The sequence below is a fragment of the Streptomyces sp. NPDC002809 genome (assembly GCF_040295435.1).
In the GTDB taxonomy this organism is placed as follows: Bacteria; Actinomycetota; Actinomycetes; order Streptomycetales; family Streptomycetaceae; genus Streptomyces.
In genome coordinates this window covers 1-16,908 of the sequence record NZ_JBEOVJ010000123.1, presented here as the reverse complement: position 1 = coordinate 16,908, position 16,908 = coordinate 1, and the positions used below count along the sequence as shown (strand labels likewise).

Below are 16,908 nucleotides of genomic sequence, written 5' to 3'. Positions count from 1 at the left end.
GACACACCCGACCACGCAAACGGCAACGCAGCCCCCACACCCACCGCACCCGACAACGCCACCCCATGCAACGCAGCATCGAACAACGCCGGATGGAGCTGGAAGTCGGTCGCGGGCGTCCCGGTGGGCAGGGCGACCTCGGCGTAGACGTCGCCGTCGGCGCGCCAGGCCTCGCTCAGTCCGCGGAAGGCGGGCCCGTACCGCAGACCCTCCTCGGCCATGCCGTCGTAGAAACCGTCCAGGTCGACCGGCTCCGCACCGGCCGGAGGCCACTGGCCCGACGCCCAGGCGGCGTCGTCGGCCCCGTTCGTCCCCTTCGCCGGGGCCTCCGGCGCGAGGACGCCGGTCGCGTGGCGCGTCCACGGCTGGTCGCCGTCCTCGGTGCGGGCGTGCACGGTCACCTGGCGGCGGTTGTCGTCGCCTGCCGTGCCGACGGTGACGCGTACCGCCACACCGCCCCGTTCGGGGACGATCAGTGGTGCTTCCAGGGTCAGTTCGTCGATGACGGGGCAGCCGACCTGGTCGCCGGCGTACATGGCGAGTTCCACGTGGCCGGTGCCGGGGAAGAACGCGGAGTCGCCCACGCGGTGGTCGCCGAGCCACGGGTGCGTGCCGAGGGAGAGCCGGCCCGTGAGGCTGAGCGCGTCCGTGTCCGTGGCCGATATCCGTGCGCCGAGCAACGGGTGGCCGGCCGGTTCGAGTCCGGCGGTCAGTACGTCGCCGGCGCCGGTGGGAGCGGTGACCCAGTAGCGCTCGCGCTGGAAGGCGTACGTCGGCAGCTCCACGCGGGCGGCCGGCTCGGCGTCGTCGTGGAAGAGGCTCCAGTCGACCGGGGCGCCGTGTACGTAGGCCTCGGCCAGCGAGTGGGCGAACCGGGCCGGGTCGCCGCTGTGACGGCGCAGCGATCCGACGGCGGTGGCGTCGGACGATGTCGCGGCGACCGTCTCGCCTATGGCGATGAAGAGGCCCGGGTGGGGGCTGGCCTCGACGAAGAGGGTGAACCCGTCGTCGAGCATGGCCCGGGTGGTGTCCTCGAAGCGCACGGTGCGGCGCAGGTTCTCGTACCAGTAGCCGGCGTCGAGTGCGGTGGTGTCGATCGGACCACCGGTCACCGTGGAGTAGAAGGTCGTGGTGGACGGGCGGGGGGTCACGTCGGCGATCTCGGCCAGGAGGCGCTCGCGTATCTCCTCGACGAACACCGAGTGCGAGGCGTAGTCCACCGGGATCCGGCGGGCCTGCACGCCCTGTGCCTCCAGGTGGGTGTACAGCTCGTCGAGGGCTTCCGTCTCGCCGCACACGACGGTGGAGGCGGGGCTGTTGACCACGGCGATCTGGAGCCGGTCGCCCCAGCCGCGCATCACGGACTCGGCCTCGGCCGAGGGCAGCGCGACCGACATCATGCCGCCGCGTCCGGCGAGGTCCTGGCGGATGATCCTGCTGCGCAGCGCGACGACGCGGGCGCCGTCCTCCAGTGAGAGAGCTCCGGCGACGCAGGCGGCCGCGATCTCGCCCTGGGAGTGACCGACGACGGCGGCGGGCTCCACACCACACGCGCGCCAGAGGGCCGCGAGGGAGACCATGACGGCCCACAGGACGGGCTGGACGACGTCGACCTCGTCGAAGGTGGGGGCTCCCGGGCGCTGGTGGACGACGTCGAGGAGGTCCCAGTCGGTGAACGGGTCCAGGGCGTCGGCGCACTCGCGCATCCGGTCGGCGAACACCGGTGAGGATTCGAGGAGTTCGACGGCCATGCCGGCCCACTGGGATCCCTGGCCGGGGAAGACGAAGGCGACCTGGGCGGGCCCGGTGGCGGTGCCGCGGACCACGTGTGATGCCTTGCCGCCCTCCGCGAGGGCGTCCAGGCCGGTGAGCAGGGGGGTGGGCTCGGTGCTGTCCGCGCCCGCGGGGGTCCCGCTGTCGAGGACGACGGCGCGGTGCTCGAACGCGGTGCGAGTGGCGACCAGGGCGCGGCCGATGTCCTGGGGGCGCGCGGTGGCGCCGGCTCCGTCCCGTACGAAGGAGGCCAGCCGCCCCGCCTGGGCCCGGAGACCTGCGGCGCTGCGTCCGGAGACGAGGTACGGGGCGGGCGAAGAGGTGAAGGGAGCGGGCCGGAGCTCCGTGGCCGGCTCGGTCGCACCGGGAGCCGCGGCGGGTGCCGCTGTCGGTTCCGGCGCGGGTTCCGGCGCCGGTGCCTCCTGGAGGATCACGTGGACGTTGGTGCCGCTGAGCCCGAACGCCGAGATTCCGGCGGTGCGCGGGTGGCCGTGCTGCGCCCAGGGTTCGGCCTCGGTGAGCAGACTGACGTTGCCGGAGGTCCAGTCGACGTGGGTGGAGGGCTGCTCGACGTGCAGGGTCCGGGGCAGCAGGCCGTTGCGCAGGGCCATCACCATCTTGATGACGCCGCCGACGCCCGCCGCCGCCTGGGCGTGGCCGATGTTGGCCTTGAGCGAGCCCAGCCGCAGGGGCTGTTCGGCGGTGCGGTCCTGGCCGTACGTGGCGAGCAGGGCCTGCGCCTCGATCGGGTCGCCGAGCGTGGTGCCGGTGCCGTGGGCCTCGACGACGTCGACGTGGGCGCCGGGTACGCGTGCGTTGGCGAGAGCCTGGCGGATGACGCGCTGCTGGGACGGGCCGCTGGGGGCGGTGAGGCCGTTGGAGGCCCCGTCGGAGTTAATGGCCGATCCGCGGACGACGGCGAGCACGGGGTGCCCGTTGCGGCGGGCGTCGGAGAGGCGCTCCAGCAGGACGATGCCCGCGCCCTCCGACCAGCCGGTGCCGTCGGCACTGTCGGAGAACGCCTTGCACCGTCCGTCGGGCGCGAGGCCGCGCTGCTTGCTGAAGGCGACGAAGGGTGCGGGCGTCGACATGACCATGACGCCGCCGGCCAGGGCGAGGCTGCACTCGTCCTGGCGCAGGGCCTGTGCGGCGAGGTGGAGGGCGACGAGCGACGAAGAGCAGGCGGTGTCGACGGTGAAGGAGGGGCCTTCGAGGCCGAGGGTGTAGGAGATGCGGCCGGAGATGACGGAAGCGGCCCGCGCGGTGGCCATGTAGGCCTCGACGGCCTCCGGTACGCCCTCCGGGAAGTCACCGTAGTCCTGGATTCCGGATCCCATGTAGACGCCGACGCGGCCGCCGCGCAGGGTCTCCGGGTCGATTCCGGCCCGTTCGAAGGTTTCCCAGGCCACTTCGAGGGTGAGGCGCTGCTGCGGGTCGGTGGCCTCCGCCTCCATGGGGCCGATGCCGAAGAACCCGGCGTCGAAGTCGCCCGCACCCTGCAGGAATCCGCCTTGGTGGACGTAGCTGGTGCCCGCCTGCGAGGCGTCCTCGCCCATGAGCTGGTCGAGGTCCCAGCCACGGTCGTCCGGCATGCCCGATACGGCGTCGCGGCCCTCGGCGACCAGGTGCCACAGGTCCTCGGGGGTGGTCACTCCGCCGGGGTAGCGGCAGCCCATGGCCACGATGGCGATGGGTTCCTGCGCGGCGGCCTCGGCGTCCTGAAGGCGGCGCCGGGTGCGGTGCAGGTCTGCGGTCACCTTTTTGAGGTAGTCGAGGATCTTCTCGTCGTTGGCCATATCGGTCTCACCGAGTCCTTTGGGTCAGATGCCGGCAGCGTGCCCGTGTCAGGCGAGGCCGAGTTCCTGGTCGATGAAGGCGAGGACGTCGTCGGCGGAGGCCTCGTCGAGCGAGTCCCGCACGGCGGCCACCCCCGTTTCGCCGCTCTGGAGGGTGGTCAGGGTGTCGAGGAGGGTCTGCAGCCGTGAGGTGATGCGGCTGCTGCGGATCTCCTCCGTGTCCAGCGCCCCGACCAGTTCCTCGAACCGGTCGACCTCCGCGAGGATCGGCGTCGCCGTGTCGTCGCTGTCGGGGAAGAGCCGGGTGTGCAGGTGGTCCGCGAGCGCGGTGGGAGTGGCGTAGTCGAAGACCAGCGTCGCGGGCAGCTGGGTGCCGGTGGCGGCGGTCAGTGCCTGGCGGAGTTCCACGGCGGCGACGGAGTCGAAGCCGAGGTCCTCGAAGGCGCGTTGCGGGTCGAGTTGGGAGGGCGCGTCGTAGCCGAGCAGGGTCGCGACGCGGGTGCGTACGAGGTCGAGCAGCGCACGGCCGCGCTCGGCGACGGAGAGGCCGGCGAGCCGTGCCATCAGGTCGTCAGCGCCGGAGGCCGCGGAGTCCGGCTCGGCGGAGAGGATCTCCGTCACGTCGTCGAGTGCGTCGAGCAGCGGGCGGCGGCGGGCGAGCGTGTAGGTGGGGGCGAAGCGGGACCAGTCGAACTCGGCGACGACGAGATGGCTCTCGTCGTGCTCCAGGGCCTGCTTCAGGGCGCCGATGGCGAGGCCGGGGTCCATGGCTGGTGCGCCGATGCGTTCCATCACGGCGCTGAGTTCGGCGTCGACCATGCCGCCCTGCCAGGAGCTCCACGCCACGGAGGTGGCGGTGAGTCCGCGGGCGCGGCGGCGGTGTGCGAGGGCGTCGAGGTGGGCGTTGGCGGCGGCGTAGGCGGCCTGTCCTGCGCTGCCCCAGACGGCGGCGCCCGAGGAGAAGAGCACGAAGGCGTCCAGGGGGCGGTCGCCGAGCAGGTCGTCGAGGTGCTGGGCGCCGGTGACCTTCGCGTGGCCGACGGCCGCGAACTCCTCGTCGGTCAGTTCGGTGAGCGGCGCCATGCGCTGCATGGCGCCGGCGGCGTGCACCACGGTGGTCAGGGGAAGTTCATCGGGTACGGCGTCGAGGACCCGGGCCAGTGCGGCACGGTCGGTGACGTCGCAGGCGGCGAGGGTCACCCGGGTGCCGGCCTTCCCCAGTTCGGCCGCCAGTTCGCGGGCGCCGGCGGCCGCGTCGCCGTGCCGGCTGAGGAGCAGCAGGTGCGGGACGCCGTCGGCGGCGAGCATGCGGGCGACGTGGGCGCCGAGGCCGCCGGTGCCACCGGTGATCAGTGCGGTGCCGTTCGACGGGCGGGCCCGGACCGCGGTGCGGTCTCCCAGGGGTGCGCGGACCAGGCGGCGGGCGAGGACGCCGTCGGCGCGCAGGGCCACCGCGTCCTCGCCGGTGGCGCCCGAGAGGACGTCGCAGAGGCGGTGCAGGTCGGCGGAGACCGGTTCGGCGGGGAGGTCGACGGTGCCGCCCCATGTGTCGGGGTGGTCGAGGGCGAGTCCGCCGCCGAGACCCCAGAGCTGGCTCTGTGCCGGGGCGGTCAGCTCGGCGGAGCGGGACGTGGCGACGGCCGACTGCGTGGCGCACCAGAGCCTGGGGGCGTCCGGGGTGTCGGCGAGGGCCTGCACGAGGGTGACGGTGGCGGTGAGGCCACGGGTGAGATGAGGGTGTGCGGGTTCGGGACGGCCGTCGAGGGCCAGCAGGGACAGGACGCCGGCGGCGGGCTGTGCGGAGAGCCGGGCGGCGAGGTCGGCACGGCTCTGTCCCGGGACCGCTTCGATGACGTGCGGGGACGCGCCGCGTTCGATGAGCGCGGCCAGGATCGCGGTGACCGTGGGGGTGTCGGCCTGTCCTTCGGCGACGGCGACGAGCCAAGGGGCGTCGAGCGCGGTGGCGGGGGCGGCCGGCGTGGTGACGGGCTGCCAGACGACGCGGTAGCGGAGGTTGTCGAGAGCGGCCCTCTCCTGGTGGAGCCGGCGCCAGCGTGCCATCGCCGGCAGCACCTCGCCGAGTGCGGTCTCGGTGACCGAGAGCCGGTCGGCGAGTGCGGCGACGTCCTGCCGGTCGACGGCCTCCCAGAACGCGGTCCCGGCCGGGTCGGCGGCCCTGACCGTGGTGTCCTGGGCCTCGGGGCGCTCCAGCCAGTGGCTGCGCCGCTGGAAGGGGTAGGTGGGGAGAGGGACGCGGTGGGCGCCCCGGCCCGCGAAGAGGCCGTTCCAGTCGACGGTGCTGCCGTGCGCGTGGGCCTGGGCCACGGCGGTGATCAGGGTTCGCACCTCGTCGCGGGCACGGCGCAGGACGGGAACGCACAGGGTTTCGTCGCCGGGTGTCAGGCAGTCGGCCGCCATGGGGGTGAGCGCCGCGTCCGGGCCGATCTCGATGAGTACACGGACCCCTTCGGCGTGCAGGGTGCGTACGCCGTCGCGGAAGCGGACCGCTTCGCGGACGTGGCGGACCCAGTAGTCGGCCGAGGTCAGTTCGTCGGGTCCGGCCTGCCGGCCCGTGACGTTGGAGACGACGGGCAGTCGGGGTGCGTGATACGTCATCCGGGCGGCGACGTCCCGGAACGCGTCGAGCATGGGTTCCATGAGCGGTGAGTGGAAGGCGTGCGACACGGCCAGCCGCTTCGTCCGGCGCCCCAGCGCGGCGAAGTGCTCCGCGACCGCGAGCGTCTCCTTCTCCGCACCCGACACCACCACGGCCGACGGACCGTTCACCGCCGCGAGCGCCACCCCCTCACCCAGCAACGGCGCCACCTCGTCCTCCGACGCGGCCACCGCCACCATCACCCCGCCGGCCGGGAGCTCCTGCATCAACCGGCCGCGTGCCACCACCAGTTCGGCAGCGTCCGGCAGCGACAGCACGCCCGACACATGCGCGGCCGTGATCTCACCCACGGAATGACCGACCAGGAAGTCCGGACGCACCCCCCACGACTCCACCAACCGGAACAACGCCGTCTCCACCGCGAACAACCCCGCCTGAGCGAACATCGTCCCGTTCAGCAGACCGGCATCCTCACCCCACACCACCTCACGCAGACTCACACCCAACCGGGCGTCCAACTCCGTGAGCACCGCGTCGAACGCCTCCGCGAACACCGGAAACGCCCCGTACAACTCACGGCCCATACCCAGCCGCTGCGCACCCTGCCCCGTGAACAGGAACGCCGTCAGACCCTCCGCGGATGAACCCGCCGACGCGACGACATCCGCGCTCTCCCGGCCCGCCACCAGATCCGACAGCGCACGCACCGCCGCCTCACGATCCGCGGACAGCACCACCGCACGGTGATCCAGCACCGCACGCGTCGTCGCCAGCGAATACCCCAGATCCACCAGCGACTCGTCCGGATGTGCCTCCACGTGGGCGAGAACACGGCCCGCCTGCGCCACGAGGGCTTCGGGCGTCTTGGCGGAGAGCGGCAGCGGGATCAGCGATGACGTCACGGTGGGCGGGGCTTCCGGTTCGCCCTCCTCGACCGCCGGTGCCTCTTCGATGATGACGTGGGCGTTGGTGCCGCTGAGCCCGAAGGCGGAGACGGCGGCGCGGCGCGGGCGTCCGCGGTCGGGCCAGGCGACGGCGTCGGTGAGCAGGGAGATGTTGCCCGTGGTCCAGTCGACGTTCGGCGTCGGGCCGTCCACGTGGAGGGTGCGGGGCAGGATGCCGTGACGCATGGCCTGCACCATCTTGATGATGCCGCCGACGCCTGCGGCGGCCTGGGCGTGCCCGATGTTCGACTTGACCGAGCCGAGCCACAGCGGCTGGTCGGCGGGCCGGCCCTGACCGTACGTGGCGAGCAGGGCCTGCGCCTCGATCGGGTCGCCGAGGGTGGTGCCGGTGCCGTGGGCCTCGACCGCGTCGACCTGGTCGGCGGTGAGCTGGGCGGCTGCGAGTGCCTGGTGGATGAGCCGTTGCTGTGCGGGGCCGTTGGGTGCGGTGAGGCCGTTGCTGGCTCCGTCGGAGTTGACGGCGCTGCCCCGGACCACGGCGAGCACGCGGTGTCCGTTGCGCCGGGCTTCGCTGAGCCGTTCGACGACGAGCATGCCGACGCCTTCGCCCCAGCCGGTGCCGTCGGCGGCCGCGGCGAAGGACTTGCAGCGGCCGTCGGGGGCGAGGCCGCGTTCCTGGCTGAAGCCGACGAAGGAGGTGGGTGTGGCCATCACGGTGACACCGCCGACGAGGGCCAGGTCGCACTCGCCCGTACGCAGCGACTTGACGGCCCAGTCGAGGGCGACGAGGGAGGAGGAGCAGGCGGTGTCGACGGTGACGGCCGGGCCCTGGAGTCCGAGGGTGTAGGAGACACGTCCGGAGGCGACGCTGGCCAGGCCGCCGGTGCCGCCGTCGGTGGCGTAGTCGTGGTAGACGACGCCGGCGAACACGCCGGTGAGGGAGCCCTTGAGGGAGAGCGGGTCCACTCCGGCGTGCTCCAGCGCCTCCCATGACGTCTCCAGCAGCAGCCGCTGCTGGGGGTCGGTCTCGCGGGCGTCCTTGGGGCTCATCCTGAAGAAGTCGGCGTCGAACCGGTCGGCCTCGTGGAGGAAGCCACCCTCGCGGGCGTACGTGTGTCCGGGTGTGGCGGGTTCGGGGTCGTACAGCCCGTCCACGTCCCAGCCCCGGTTGACCGGAAAGGCCGTGATGCCGTCCCGGCCCCCGGCCACGAGATCCCACAGCTGGTCGGGTGAGGTCACGCCGCCCGGGTAGCGGCAGCTCATGCCGATGATCGCCATCGGCTCGTGTTCCCTGGCCTCGGCCTCCCGCAGACGGCGCTTCACCTGCCGCAGGTCGGCCGTGGCCCGCTGGAGGTAGTCGCGAAGCTTGTCCTGGGTTGCCATCTGTACCTCAACCAATCTCGGTGCGGGTGTCAGCCGTGCCGGCGGAACCGGTGCCGTGACCGGCGGTGGTGTGCGCGACGGGGCGGAGCGTGTCGGTGGTGGGCGCGTTGTCGGGGCGGGGCTCCGACGGGTCCGACGGTCCTGCCGGGCGGGGCTCCGACGGGTGCGGCCGCCCTGTCGGGCGGGGCTCCGGCCGGTCCGACGGGCCTGTGGATGGGGGCACTAGAGGAGTCCGATCTCCTGGTCGAGCACGTCGAACAGCTCGTCGTCGGTGACCGAGTCGAGTGCGTCGTCCTCGTCCCCGGCGCGGCTGACGCCGTCGCCGTGGGTGTCCTGCCAGCGGCGCAGCAGCGCCTCCAGGCGGGAGGTGATGCGCGGGCGGTCCCCGGCGTCGGGCCGTGCGGCCGTGAGACTCGCGTCGAGCTGGTCGAGCATCTCCAACAGGGCTCCGGAGGAGTCCTGTTCTTCGGATCCGTCGCCGATCAGTCCGGTGAGGTGGTCCGCGACCGCGCGGGAGTCCGGGTGGTCGAAGACGAGGCTGGCGGGGAGGCTGAGACCGGTCGCGCTGCCGAGCCTGCGGCGCAGTTCGACGGCGGCCAGTGAATCGAAGCCGAGGTCCTGGAAGGCCCGGTCGGCGCCGACCGCCTCGGGCGTGGGGTGGCCGAGCAGCGTGGCCACGTGCGAGCGGACCAGCTCCAGCAGGATGCGGCCCCGTTCGTCCTCGCCCCGCCCGGCGAGGCGTCGGCGCAGGTCTGCCGCGGCGGAGAGACCGGTGCCCGGAAGGGTCCCGGGGCGGCCGGGGGTGCGGACCAGTGTGCCGAGCAGGGGTGGCAGGTGGCCGGCCAGGGAGCGCAGGGCGCTCTGGTCGGGGTGGAGGGCGAGCAGGGAGGCGGTCCGGGTGCGCAGCGCCTGGTCGAGGAGTGCCGTGGTGCGCTCGGTGGTCAGCGGCAGGAGCCCGGTACCGGCCGCATGTGAGCCGGGCTCGTCCGCGGGGTCGGTGGTGGTGTGCCCCGGGGCGAGCGCGACGGCCGTGGCGGGGAGGCCGAGGGCGTGCCGGTGCCGGGCGAGGGCGTCCAGGAAGGTGTGCGCGGCGGCTTGGTGGGCCGCTCCGGCTCCGTGGACGAGGCCGCGGGTCGAGGTGAGCAGGACGAAGGCGGACAGGTCGAGGCCGGTGGTGAGTTCGTGCAGGTTCCAGGCGGCGTCGGCATGGTCGCGCAGTGCTTCGTCCAGGAGGTGCGGGGTGCCTTCGCCGATCGGTGTGTTCTCCCCGGCGGGTCCCGTGTGGACGACGGCGGTGAGCGGCCGGCCTTCGGGGATCCCCGCAAGCAGGGCGGCGAGCGCTGCCCGGTCGGCGGGGTCGCAGTCGCTGACGACCAGTTCGGCGCCGGTGCCGTCGGTGAGCGCGTCCGTCGCTCCGGGTGCGGCGCCGCCGGCGACGAGGACGTGGCCGGCGCCGTGTGCGGTGACGAGGCGGCGGACCAGCGCGGCGCCCGTCGCGGAGAGTCCGCCGGTGACGAGCACCGTGCCCCCGGGCCGGGGAATCGTCGCGTCGGCGCCCGGTTCCGCCGGGAGCAGCCTCGGGACGAGTACGGTGCCGCCCCGGACCGCGAGTTCTTCGGCGCCGGTGGCGAGCGCGTCCGGCAGTGCGGTCGCCGAGGCGTCCAGCCCGTCCACGTCGGCGAGGACGAACCGTCCGGGGTGCTCGCTCTGCGCGGCCCGGACGAGGCCCCAGACGGCCGCGTGCCGGACGTCCGGCGCCTCGTCCCCCGCCGCGACGGCGTGCCGGGTGACGACGACCAGCCTGGTCGGTCCGCCGTCCGGCGCGTGGCGGAGGAACTCCCGCAGGTGCGCCAGGACTTCGGCGGTGAAGGTCCGTACGGCTGCGGGCACGTCGCCGGTCGGGGCGGGCAGGGGCAGCAGGACGAAGTCGGGGGCGTCCCCGTCCAGGGGGCCGCGCGGGTCGAAGGCCGGGAAGGGGAGGCCGGTGCGCGGGTCGTCGAGGGGTCCGGCGGCGGCGAGCACGGCGGTCCTGGATCCGAGGTCGGCTATGTCGACGGGCGCGGGCGCCCACTCCAGCCGGTACAGCGCGCCCGGGGGCACGCCGTTGGTCAGCTCGGCGGGAGTGACGGGCTTCCAGGCGACGTCCTCGGCGGTCAGTACGGGCCGCCCCTGGCTGTCCGCGATGTCGAACGACGCGCGGCCCCGGCCGGTCGGCCGGACCCGTATCCGCAGTTCGGTGGCGCCGGTGCGGTGCACCTGTACGCCGGTCCAGGCCGCGGGGATCAGTGGCGCGTCGCCTTCGCCGTCCGGCTCCGCGCCCGCGGGCAGGGCTCCGAAGCGGGCCAGCTGGACGGCTGCATCGAGCAGGGCCGGGTGCAGCGCGCACTGCTCACCGGCCGTGCTCTCGTCGAGTACGGCGTCGGCGAGGAGTTCGTCCCCGCGCCGCCAGGCGGCGCCGAGGGTACGGAAGGCCGGGCCGTGCCCGTGGCCGACGGCGAACAGCCGGTCGTACAGGCCGTCCGGGTCCACCGGGGTGGCGCCGGGCGGTGGCCAGGCGGCCGTTTCCCCGGCCGGCTCCGCGGCGGGCGGGGCGAGGACGCCCCGGGCGTTCCTGATCCAGGCCGCGTCGTCGTCTCCCGGCTGTGCACCCGGAGTCCTGGAGTGGATGTCGACCGTACGACGGCCGTCGTCCGCAGGCGCTCCGACGGTGACGCGCAGTGCGGCGCCGGGGCCTGCCGTGAGCGGCAGCTGTGCCGTCACGGTCAGCTCGTCCAGGCGCGGGCAGCCCGTCTCCGTACCGGCGCTCAGGGCGAGGTCGGCGAAGGCCGAGGCTGCCAGGACGGGGGTCCCCAGCAGGTCGTGGTCGTCGAGCCACGGCAGTTCGGAACGGTTCAGCCGGCCGGTCAGGAGGGCGCCGCCGTCGGGGAGCGCCACGACCGCGCCGAGCAGCGGGTGTTCCGTCGAGCCGAGTCCGGCGGCGGTGAGATCGGCCCCGGCCCGTTCGGGCAGCGCCCAGAAGGGCTCACGGCGGAACGCGTATGTCGGCAGGTCGATGCGGCGGGCCCCGCTCCCGGCGAAGAACTCCGCCCAGTCGACCGGAACATGGCGTACGTGGGCGAGCGCGACGGCTCCCACCAGCTCGGCCGCCTCGTCGCGGTCGCGGCGGGAGAGCGGGAGGAACGCGGCAGCGGTCGACTCGGGCAGGCACGCGGGGCCGAGTGCGGCCAGTGCCGCGTCCGGACCGATCTCCAGGTACGTGGTGACACCCGCCTCGTCCAGGGTGCGTACGGCGTCGGCGAACCGTACGGCTTCCCGTACGTGCCCGACCCAGTGCGCGGGGTCGGCGAGGTCGGCGGCCGTGACCGCGCGTCCGGTCAGGGTGGAGACGACAGGAACGGACGGCTCGGTCACCGTCATCCCTGCGGCGGCACGCGCGAAGTCGGCCAGCATGGGTTCCATCAGCGGCGAGTGGAAGGCGTGCGACACCCGCAGTGGCTTGGCCGAGCGGCCCAGTGCCGCGAAGTGGTCCGTCACGGCCCGTACGGCGGCCGCCGTGCCCGACACGACGACGGACTCGGGGCCGTTGACGGCGGCGACGGCGACCTCGGCGGTGAGAAGCGGTGCCACCTCGTCCTCGCTCGCCCGCAGCGCGGCCATGGCCCCGCCCTCCGGCAGCGCCTGCATCAGCAGGCCGCGCGCGGCGACCAGGCGTGCGGCGTCCGGAAGCGACAGGGCTCCGGAGACGTGGGCGGCGACCAGTTCGCCGATGGAGTGACCGGCGAGGAGGTCGGGGCGGACGCCCCAGGACTCCAGGAGCCGGAACTGGGCCACCTCGAAGGCGAACAGTGCGGCCTGTGTGTACCCGGTGCGGTTCAGCGCGGCCTCGTCCTCGCGGACGACGGCGGCGAGCGGCCGGTCGAGGTGGAGGTCCAGCGCGGCGACGGCCTCGTCGAAGGCCCGCGCGAAAACGGGGTGGGTGCGGTGGAGCCGCTCGCCCATGCCGAGGCGCTGGGAGCCCTGGCCGGAGAAGAGGAATGCGGTCGGTCCGCCGCCGGTGCGCCCGGTGTCCTGCGCGGCCACGAGCGTGGCGGTGGAGCCGCCGTCCGCGAGCACGGCCAGGTCGCGCAGCGCCTGTGCGCGGTCGGTGACCAGGAGCACGGCGCGCTGTTCCAGGGGGGTACGGGTGGTGGCCAGGGAGTGCGCGACGTCGAGTGCGGTCGCGGCGGGCCGGGCCTCCAGGTGGGCCAGCAGCCGCCCGGCCTGGCGGGCGATGCCCTCGGGGTCGCGGGCGGACAGGAGCCACGGCACGGGGACGTCGTGCTCAGCGGCGTCGGGGGTGGGGGTGGGCTCGGGCATGGCGTCGGGCGTGACGCCGGGCGTGGCCTCTGCCGCGGCCCTGGTCCCGGTCTCTGCCTCTGCCGCGGTCTCTGCCTCTGTCCCGGTCCCGGCCCCGGTTTCAGCTGTGGCACGGCGATCGGCCGTCGGCGCCTCGATGATCACGTGGGCGTTGGTGCCGCTGATACCGAACGACGAGATTCCTGCCCGGCGCGGTCGGTCCAGTTCGGGCCAGGGGCGCGGCTCCGTCAGCAGGGTGACGTCACCCGCCTCCCAGTCGACCTGGGTCGAGGGCTCGTCCAGGTGGAGGGAGGTCGGCAGGACGCCGTGCCGCATCGCTTCGACCATCTTGATCACCCCGGCGATGCCGGCGGCGGCCTGGGCGTGCCCGATGTTCGACTTGATCGAGCCGAGGTACAGCGGCCTGCCCTCGACGCGGTCCTGGCCGTAGGTGGCGAGCAGCGCCTGCGCCTCGATGGGGTCGCCCAGGGTGGTCCCGGTGCCATGGGCCTCGACGGCGTCCACGTCGGCGGCGCCGAGTCCCGCGTTCGCGAGGGCCTGCCGGATGACGCGCTGCTGGGACGGCCCGTTGGGGGCCATGAGCCCGTTGCTGGCACCGTCCTGGTTGACGGCACTGCCGCGCAGGACGGCCAGGACCGGATGCCCGTTCCGGCGGGCGTCCGAGAGCCGCTCGATCACGAGCACGCCCGCGCCCTCGGACCAGGCGGCGCCGTCGGCGGCCGAGGAGAACGAGCGGCACCGGCCGTCGCGGGACAGCCCGCGCTGCCGGGCGAACTCGATGAACGTCTCGGGGGTCGACATGACGGTCACACCGCCGACCAGGGCCAGCCCGCATTCGCCCGACCGCACGGCCTGGGCGGCCAGGTGCAGTGCGACCAGGGACGACGAGCACGCGGTGTCGACGGCCAGCGAGGGCCCTTCGAGACCGAAGGTGTACGAGACGCGGCCGGGGCCCAGCGATCCGGCGGCGCTGTTGCCCGCGTAGTCGTGGTACATCGTGCCGGTGAAGACGCCGGTCGCGGTGCCCTTGAGCGAGAGCGGATCGATCGTCGCCCGCTCCATCGCCTCCCACGCGACCTCCAGCATCAGCCGGTGCTGCGGGTCGCTGGTCAGCGCGTCGTTCGGGCTGATCCCGAAGAAGCCGGGGTCGAAGTCGGCGGCGTCGTGCAGGAATCCACCGTGGCGCACGTAGCAGGTGCCGGGCCGCGTGGACTCGGGGTCGTAGAGCCGTTCCAGGTCCCAGCCCCGGTTCGCGGGGAACTCGGTGATGGCGTCGACACCCTCGTCGACGAGCCGCCACAGATCCTCGGGCGAGCGCACCCCGCCGGGGTAGCGGCAGGCCATGGAGACGATGACCACCGGGTCGTCGTCGGCGGAAGGCGCGGCGACCGCGGCAGCGGTGGTGGTGCTGTCGCCCGCGAGCAGGGTGTCCAGATGCCCGGCGACGGCACGGGCGTTGGGGTGGTCGAAGACCAGGGTGGCGGGCAGCCTCAGCCCGGTCGCGGAGGCGAGCTGGTTGCGCAGCTCCATCGCGGTCAGGGAGTCGAACCCGATCTCGGTGAAGGCCCGGTCGGGCTCCACGTCGGCCGCCGACCCGTGACCGAGTACGGAGGCCACCTGCGCCCGTACGAGGTCGAGCAGCGCGCGCAGCCGTTCCTTGGGCGCCAGTGCGGCCAGGCCGGACCGGGGCTGCCGGACGGGTACGGCGGAGGTGGCACGCGCCTTGCGGTGTACCAGGCCGGACAGGATCGGCGACGGCGGCTCCGCCGCGCGCAGGGTCCTCAGATCGAGGCGGACCGGGAGGAGCAGAGCGTCGCCCGACTGCCCGGCCTCGTCCAGCAGCGCCAGTGCGTGGGCCGGCGCGAGGGGTTCCACGCCGGAGCGGCTCATGCGTCGCAGATCGGTGCCGTCCAGTCCGCTCGCCATGCCGTCGCCGTCGGCCCACAGCCCCCACGCGAGCGACTGCCCCGGCAGGCCGAGCCCCTGCCGCAGGGCGGCGAGGGCGTCGAGGAAGGCGTTGCCGGCGGCGTAGTTGGCCTGCCCCGGATTGCCGAGGACGCCCGCGACGGACGAGAAGAGAACAAAGGCGGAGAGGTCCAGATGCTCCGTCAGTTCGTGCAGGTGCCAGGCCGCGTCAATCTTCGGCCGCAGTACGCGGGCCAGTTGGCCGGCGGTGAGCGAGCCGAGGGTGGCGTCTTCGAGCACTCCCGCGCAGTGGACGACCGCTGTCGGCGGGTGCGAGGTCAGCAGGGTGCGGACGGCCTCCCGGTCGGCGAGGTCGCACGCGGCGACGGTGACCTCGGCGCCCAGACCCGCCAGTTCGGCCCCCAGTTCGGCGGCTCCGGGTGCGTCGAGTCCGCGGCGGCCGGTGAGGACCAGGCGTCGGACGCCGTGCACGGTGACGAGGTGACGCGCCACGAGGGCCCCGAGCGTGCCCATACCGCCGGTGACCAGCACGGTCGCGTCGTCGCCGCCGAACGGGGAGTGGTCCTTCGTCTCCCCTGCCGGCTGGACGCGTACCAGCCGGGGCACCCACACGCCGCTTTCCCGGACCGCCGACTCGGGTTCGCCGGAGGCGACCACCGCGGCGACGTCCAGCGGAACGGTGCTGCCGGTGCCGGTGCCGGTGTTGGTGTCGGTGTCGGTGTCGGTGAGCAGGATCCGCCCGGGATTCTCGGTCTGCGCCGACCGCACCAGCCCGGCGACGGCCGCCGCCGCCGGGTGCGTGAGCGTCTCGCCCGGAAGAGCGACCGCTCCCCGGGTGACCACGAGCAGCCTGCCGGCCGCGAACCGCTCGTCCGCCAGCCACTCCTGTACGACACCGAGGGCGCGGGCGGCCAGTTCGTGGGCCCCGGACACCATGTCGGCGACGGGCGGCGGGCATTCCCAGACGAGCACGGCGGCCTCGGGCACGGAGCCGCTGTTCCGGTCGTCCCAGGGCACGGCGACGACGTCGGGAGCTGCCGCCGGTGTGAGCGGCGTCCATCGCACGGCGTACAGGGAGCCGCGTTGCGACGTTCCCGTCGTGGCCGCGACGGCCACCGGCCGGGTGACGAGGGCACCCACGGAGAACACGGGGCGTCCTTCGGTGTCCGCGCCGTCCACGGTGATGCTGTCGGCACCCGATGGTGCGATCCTCACCCGGAGTCGGGCCGCGCCCGTGGCGTGGAGGCGAACACCCTTCCATGCGAAGGGAAGCTGCGCCGTTCCCTCGTCGCCGGGCGTCGCGTCGGGCCCGTCGAGGAGCGAGGCGTGCAGCGCGGCGTCGAGCAGGGCGGGGTGCAGGCCGTAGTGCTCGGCGTCCTGGGCCGCCGCCTCGGGCAGGGCCACCTCCGCGAAGATCTCGCCGTCGCGCCGCCAGACCGCTTCCAGCCCCTGGAACACCGGTCCGTAGTCGTACCCCTGCACGGCCAACCGGCCGTAGACATCGTCCAGTTCCACGGGCGCGGCGCCCTCAGGGGGCCAGACGGCGGCGTCGAAGGCGGGCGCCGACGCGTCCGTGCGCAGCACACCGTCGGCGTGCAGGGTCCACGGTGTGTCGCCCGCTTCCTCGTCCTCGTCCCGCGCGTGCACGGTGACGCTCCTGGCGCCGGTCCCGTCGTCGGCCCCCACCAGGACCCGCACCTGGACGCCGCCACGAGGCGGCAGCACCAGGGGTGCCTGGAGGGTCAGCTCGTCGAGCGCGTCGCATCCGACCTGCGCGCCGGCGCAGAGCGCCAGCTCCACCAGGCCCGTCCCGGGAAACAGGACAGACGCGCCCATCCGGTGGTCCGCAAGCCATGGCTGACCGTCGAGGGACAGCCGACCCGTCAGCACGGGCCCGTCCGTTCCGGGAAGAGTGACGGCGGCACCGAGCAGCGGGTGGCCGGGCCGGTCCAACCCCAGCGAACCCGCATCGAGCCCGCCGAGTTCCGCTTCCATCCAGTACCGCTCGCGCTGGAACGCGTACGTCGGCAGATCGACGCGGCGGGCGCCCGAGCCCTCGAAGAACCGGGCCCAGTCCACCGAGGCTCCGGCCACATGCAGCTGGCCCAGCGCAGTGACGGCCGAGACCACCTCCGGCCGCCCCTTACGCACC

3 protein-coding genes are annotated in these 16,908 nt (G+C 74.0%); all 3 read right to left on the bottom strand.

Annotated elements, in window-relative coordinates:
• Positions 1–3,569, bottom strand: a 3,569-nt coding sequence (locus ABT025_RS37315; RefSeq protein ID WP_351003124.1) for a type I polyketide synthase, incomplete at its 3' end; no start/stop codon positions are given.
• Between the two features lie 48 nt (positions 3,570–3,617).
• Positions 3,618–8,474: a type I polyketide synthase gene (locus ABT025_RS37310; protein ID WP_351003123.1), complete on the bottom strand. Its 4,857-nt coding sequence runs from the start codon at positions 8,472–8,474 to the stop codon at positions 3,618–3,620.
• Positions 8,475–8,696: 222 nt separating this feature from the next.
• The gene (locus ABT025_RS37305) at positions 8,697–16,886 is read right to left on the bottom strand and encodes an SDR family NAD(P)-dependent oxidoreductase (RefSeq protein ID WP_351003122.1); all 8,190 of its coding nucleotides are present in this window, start codon (positions 16,884–16,886) and stop codon (positions 8,697–8,699) included.
• Between the last annotated feature and the right edge of the window lie 22 nt (positions 16,887–16,908).

Excerpts from the sequence above, each read along its gene's own strand:
- ABT025_RS37310 (WP_351003123.1), bottom strand. The coding sequence starts at position 8,474 with ATGGCAACCCAGGACAAGCTTCGCGACTACCTCCAGCGGGCCACGGCC.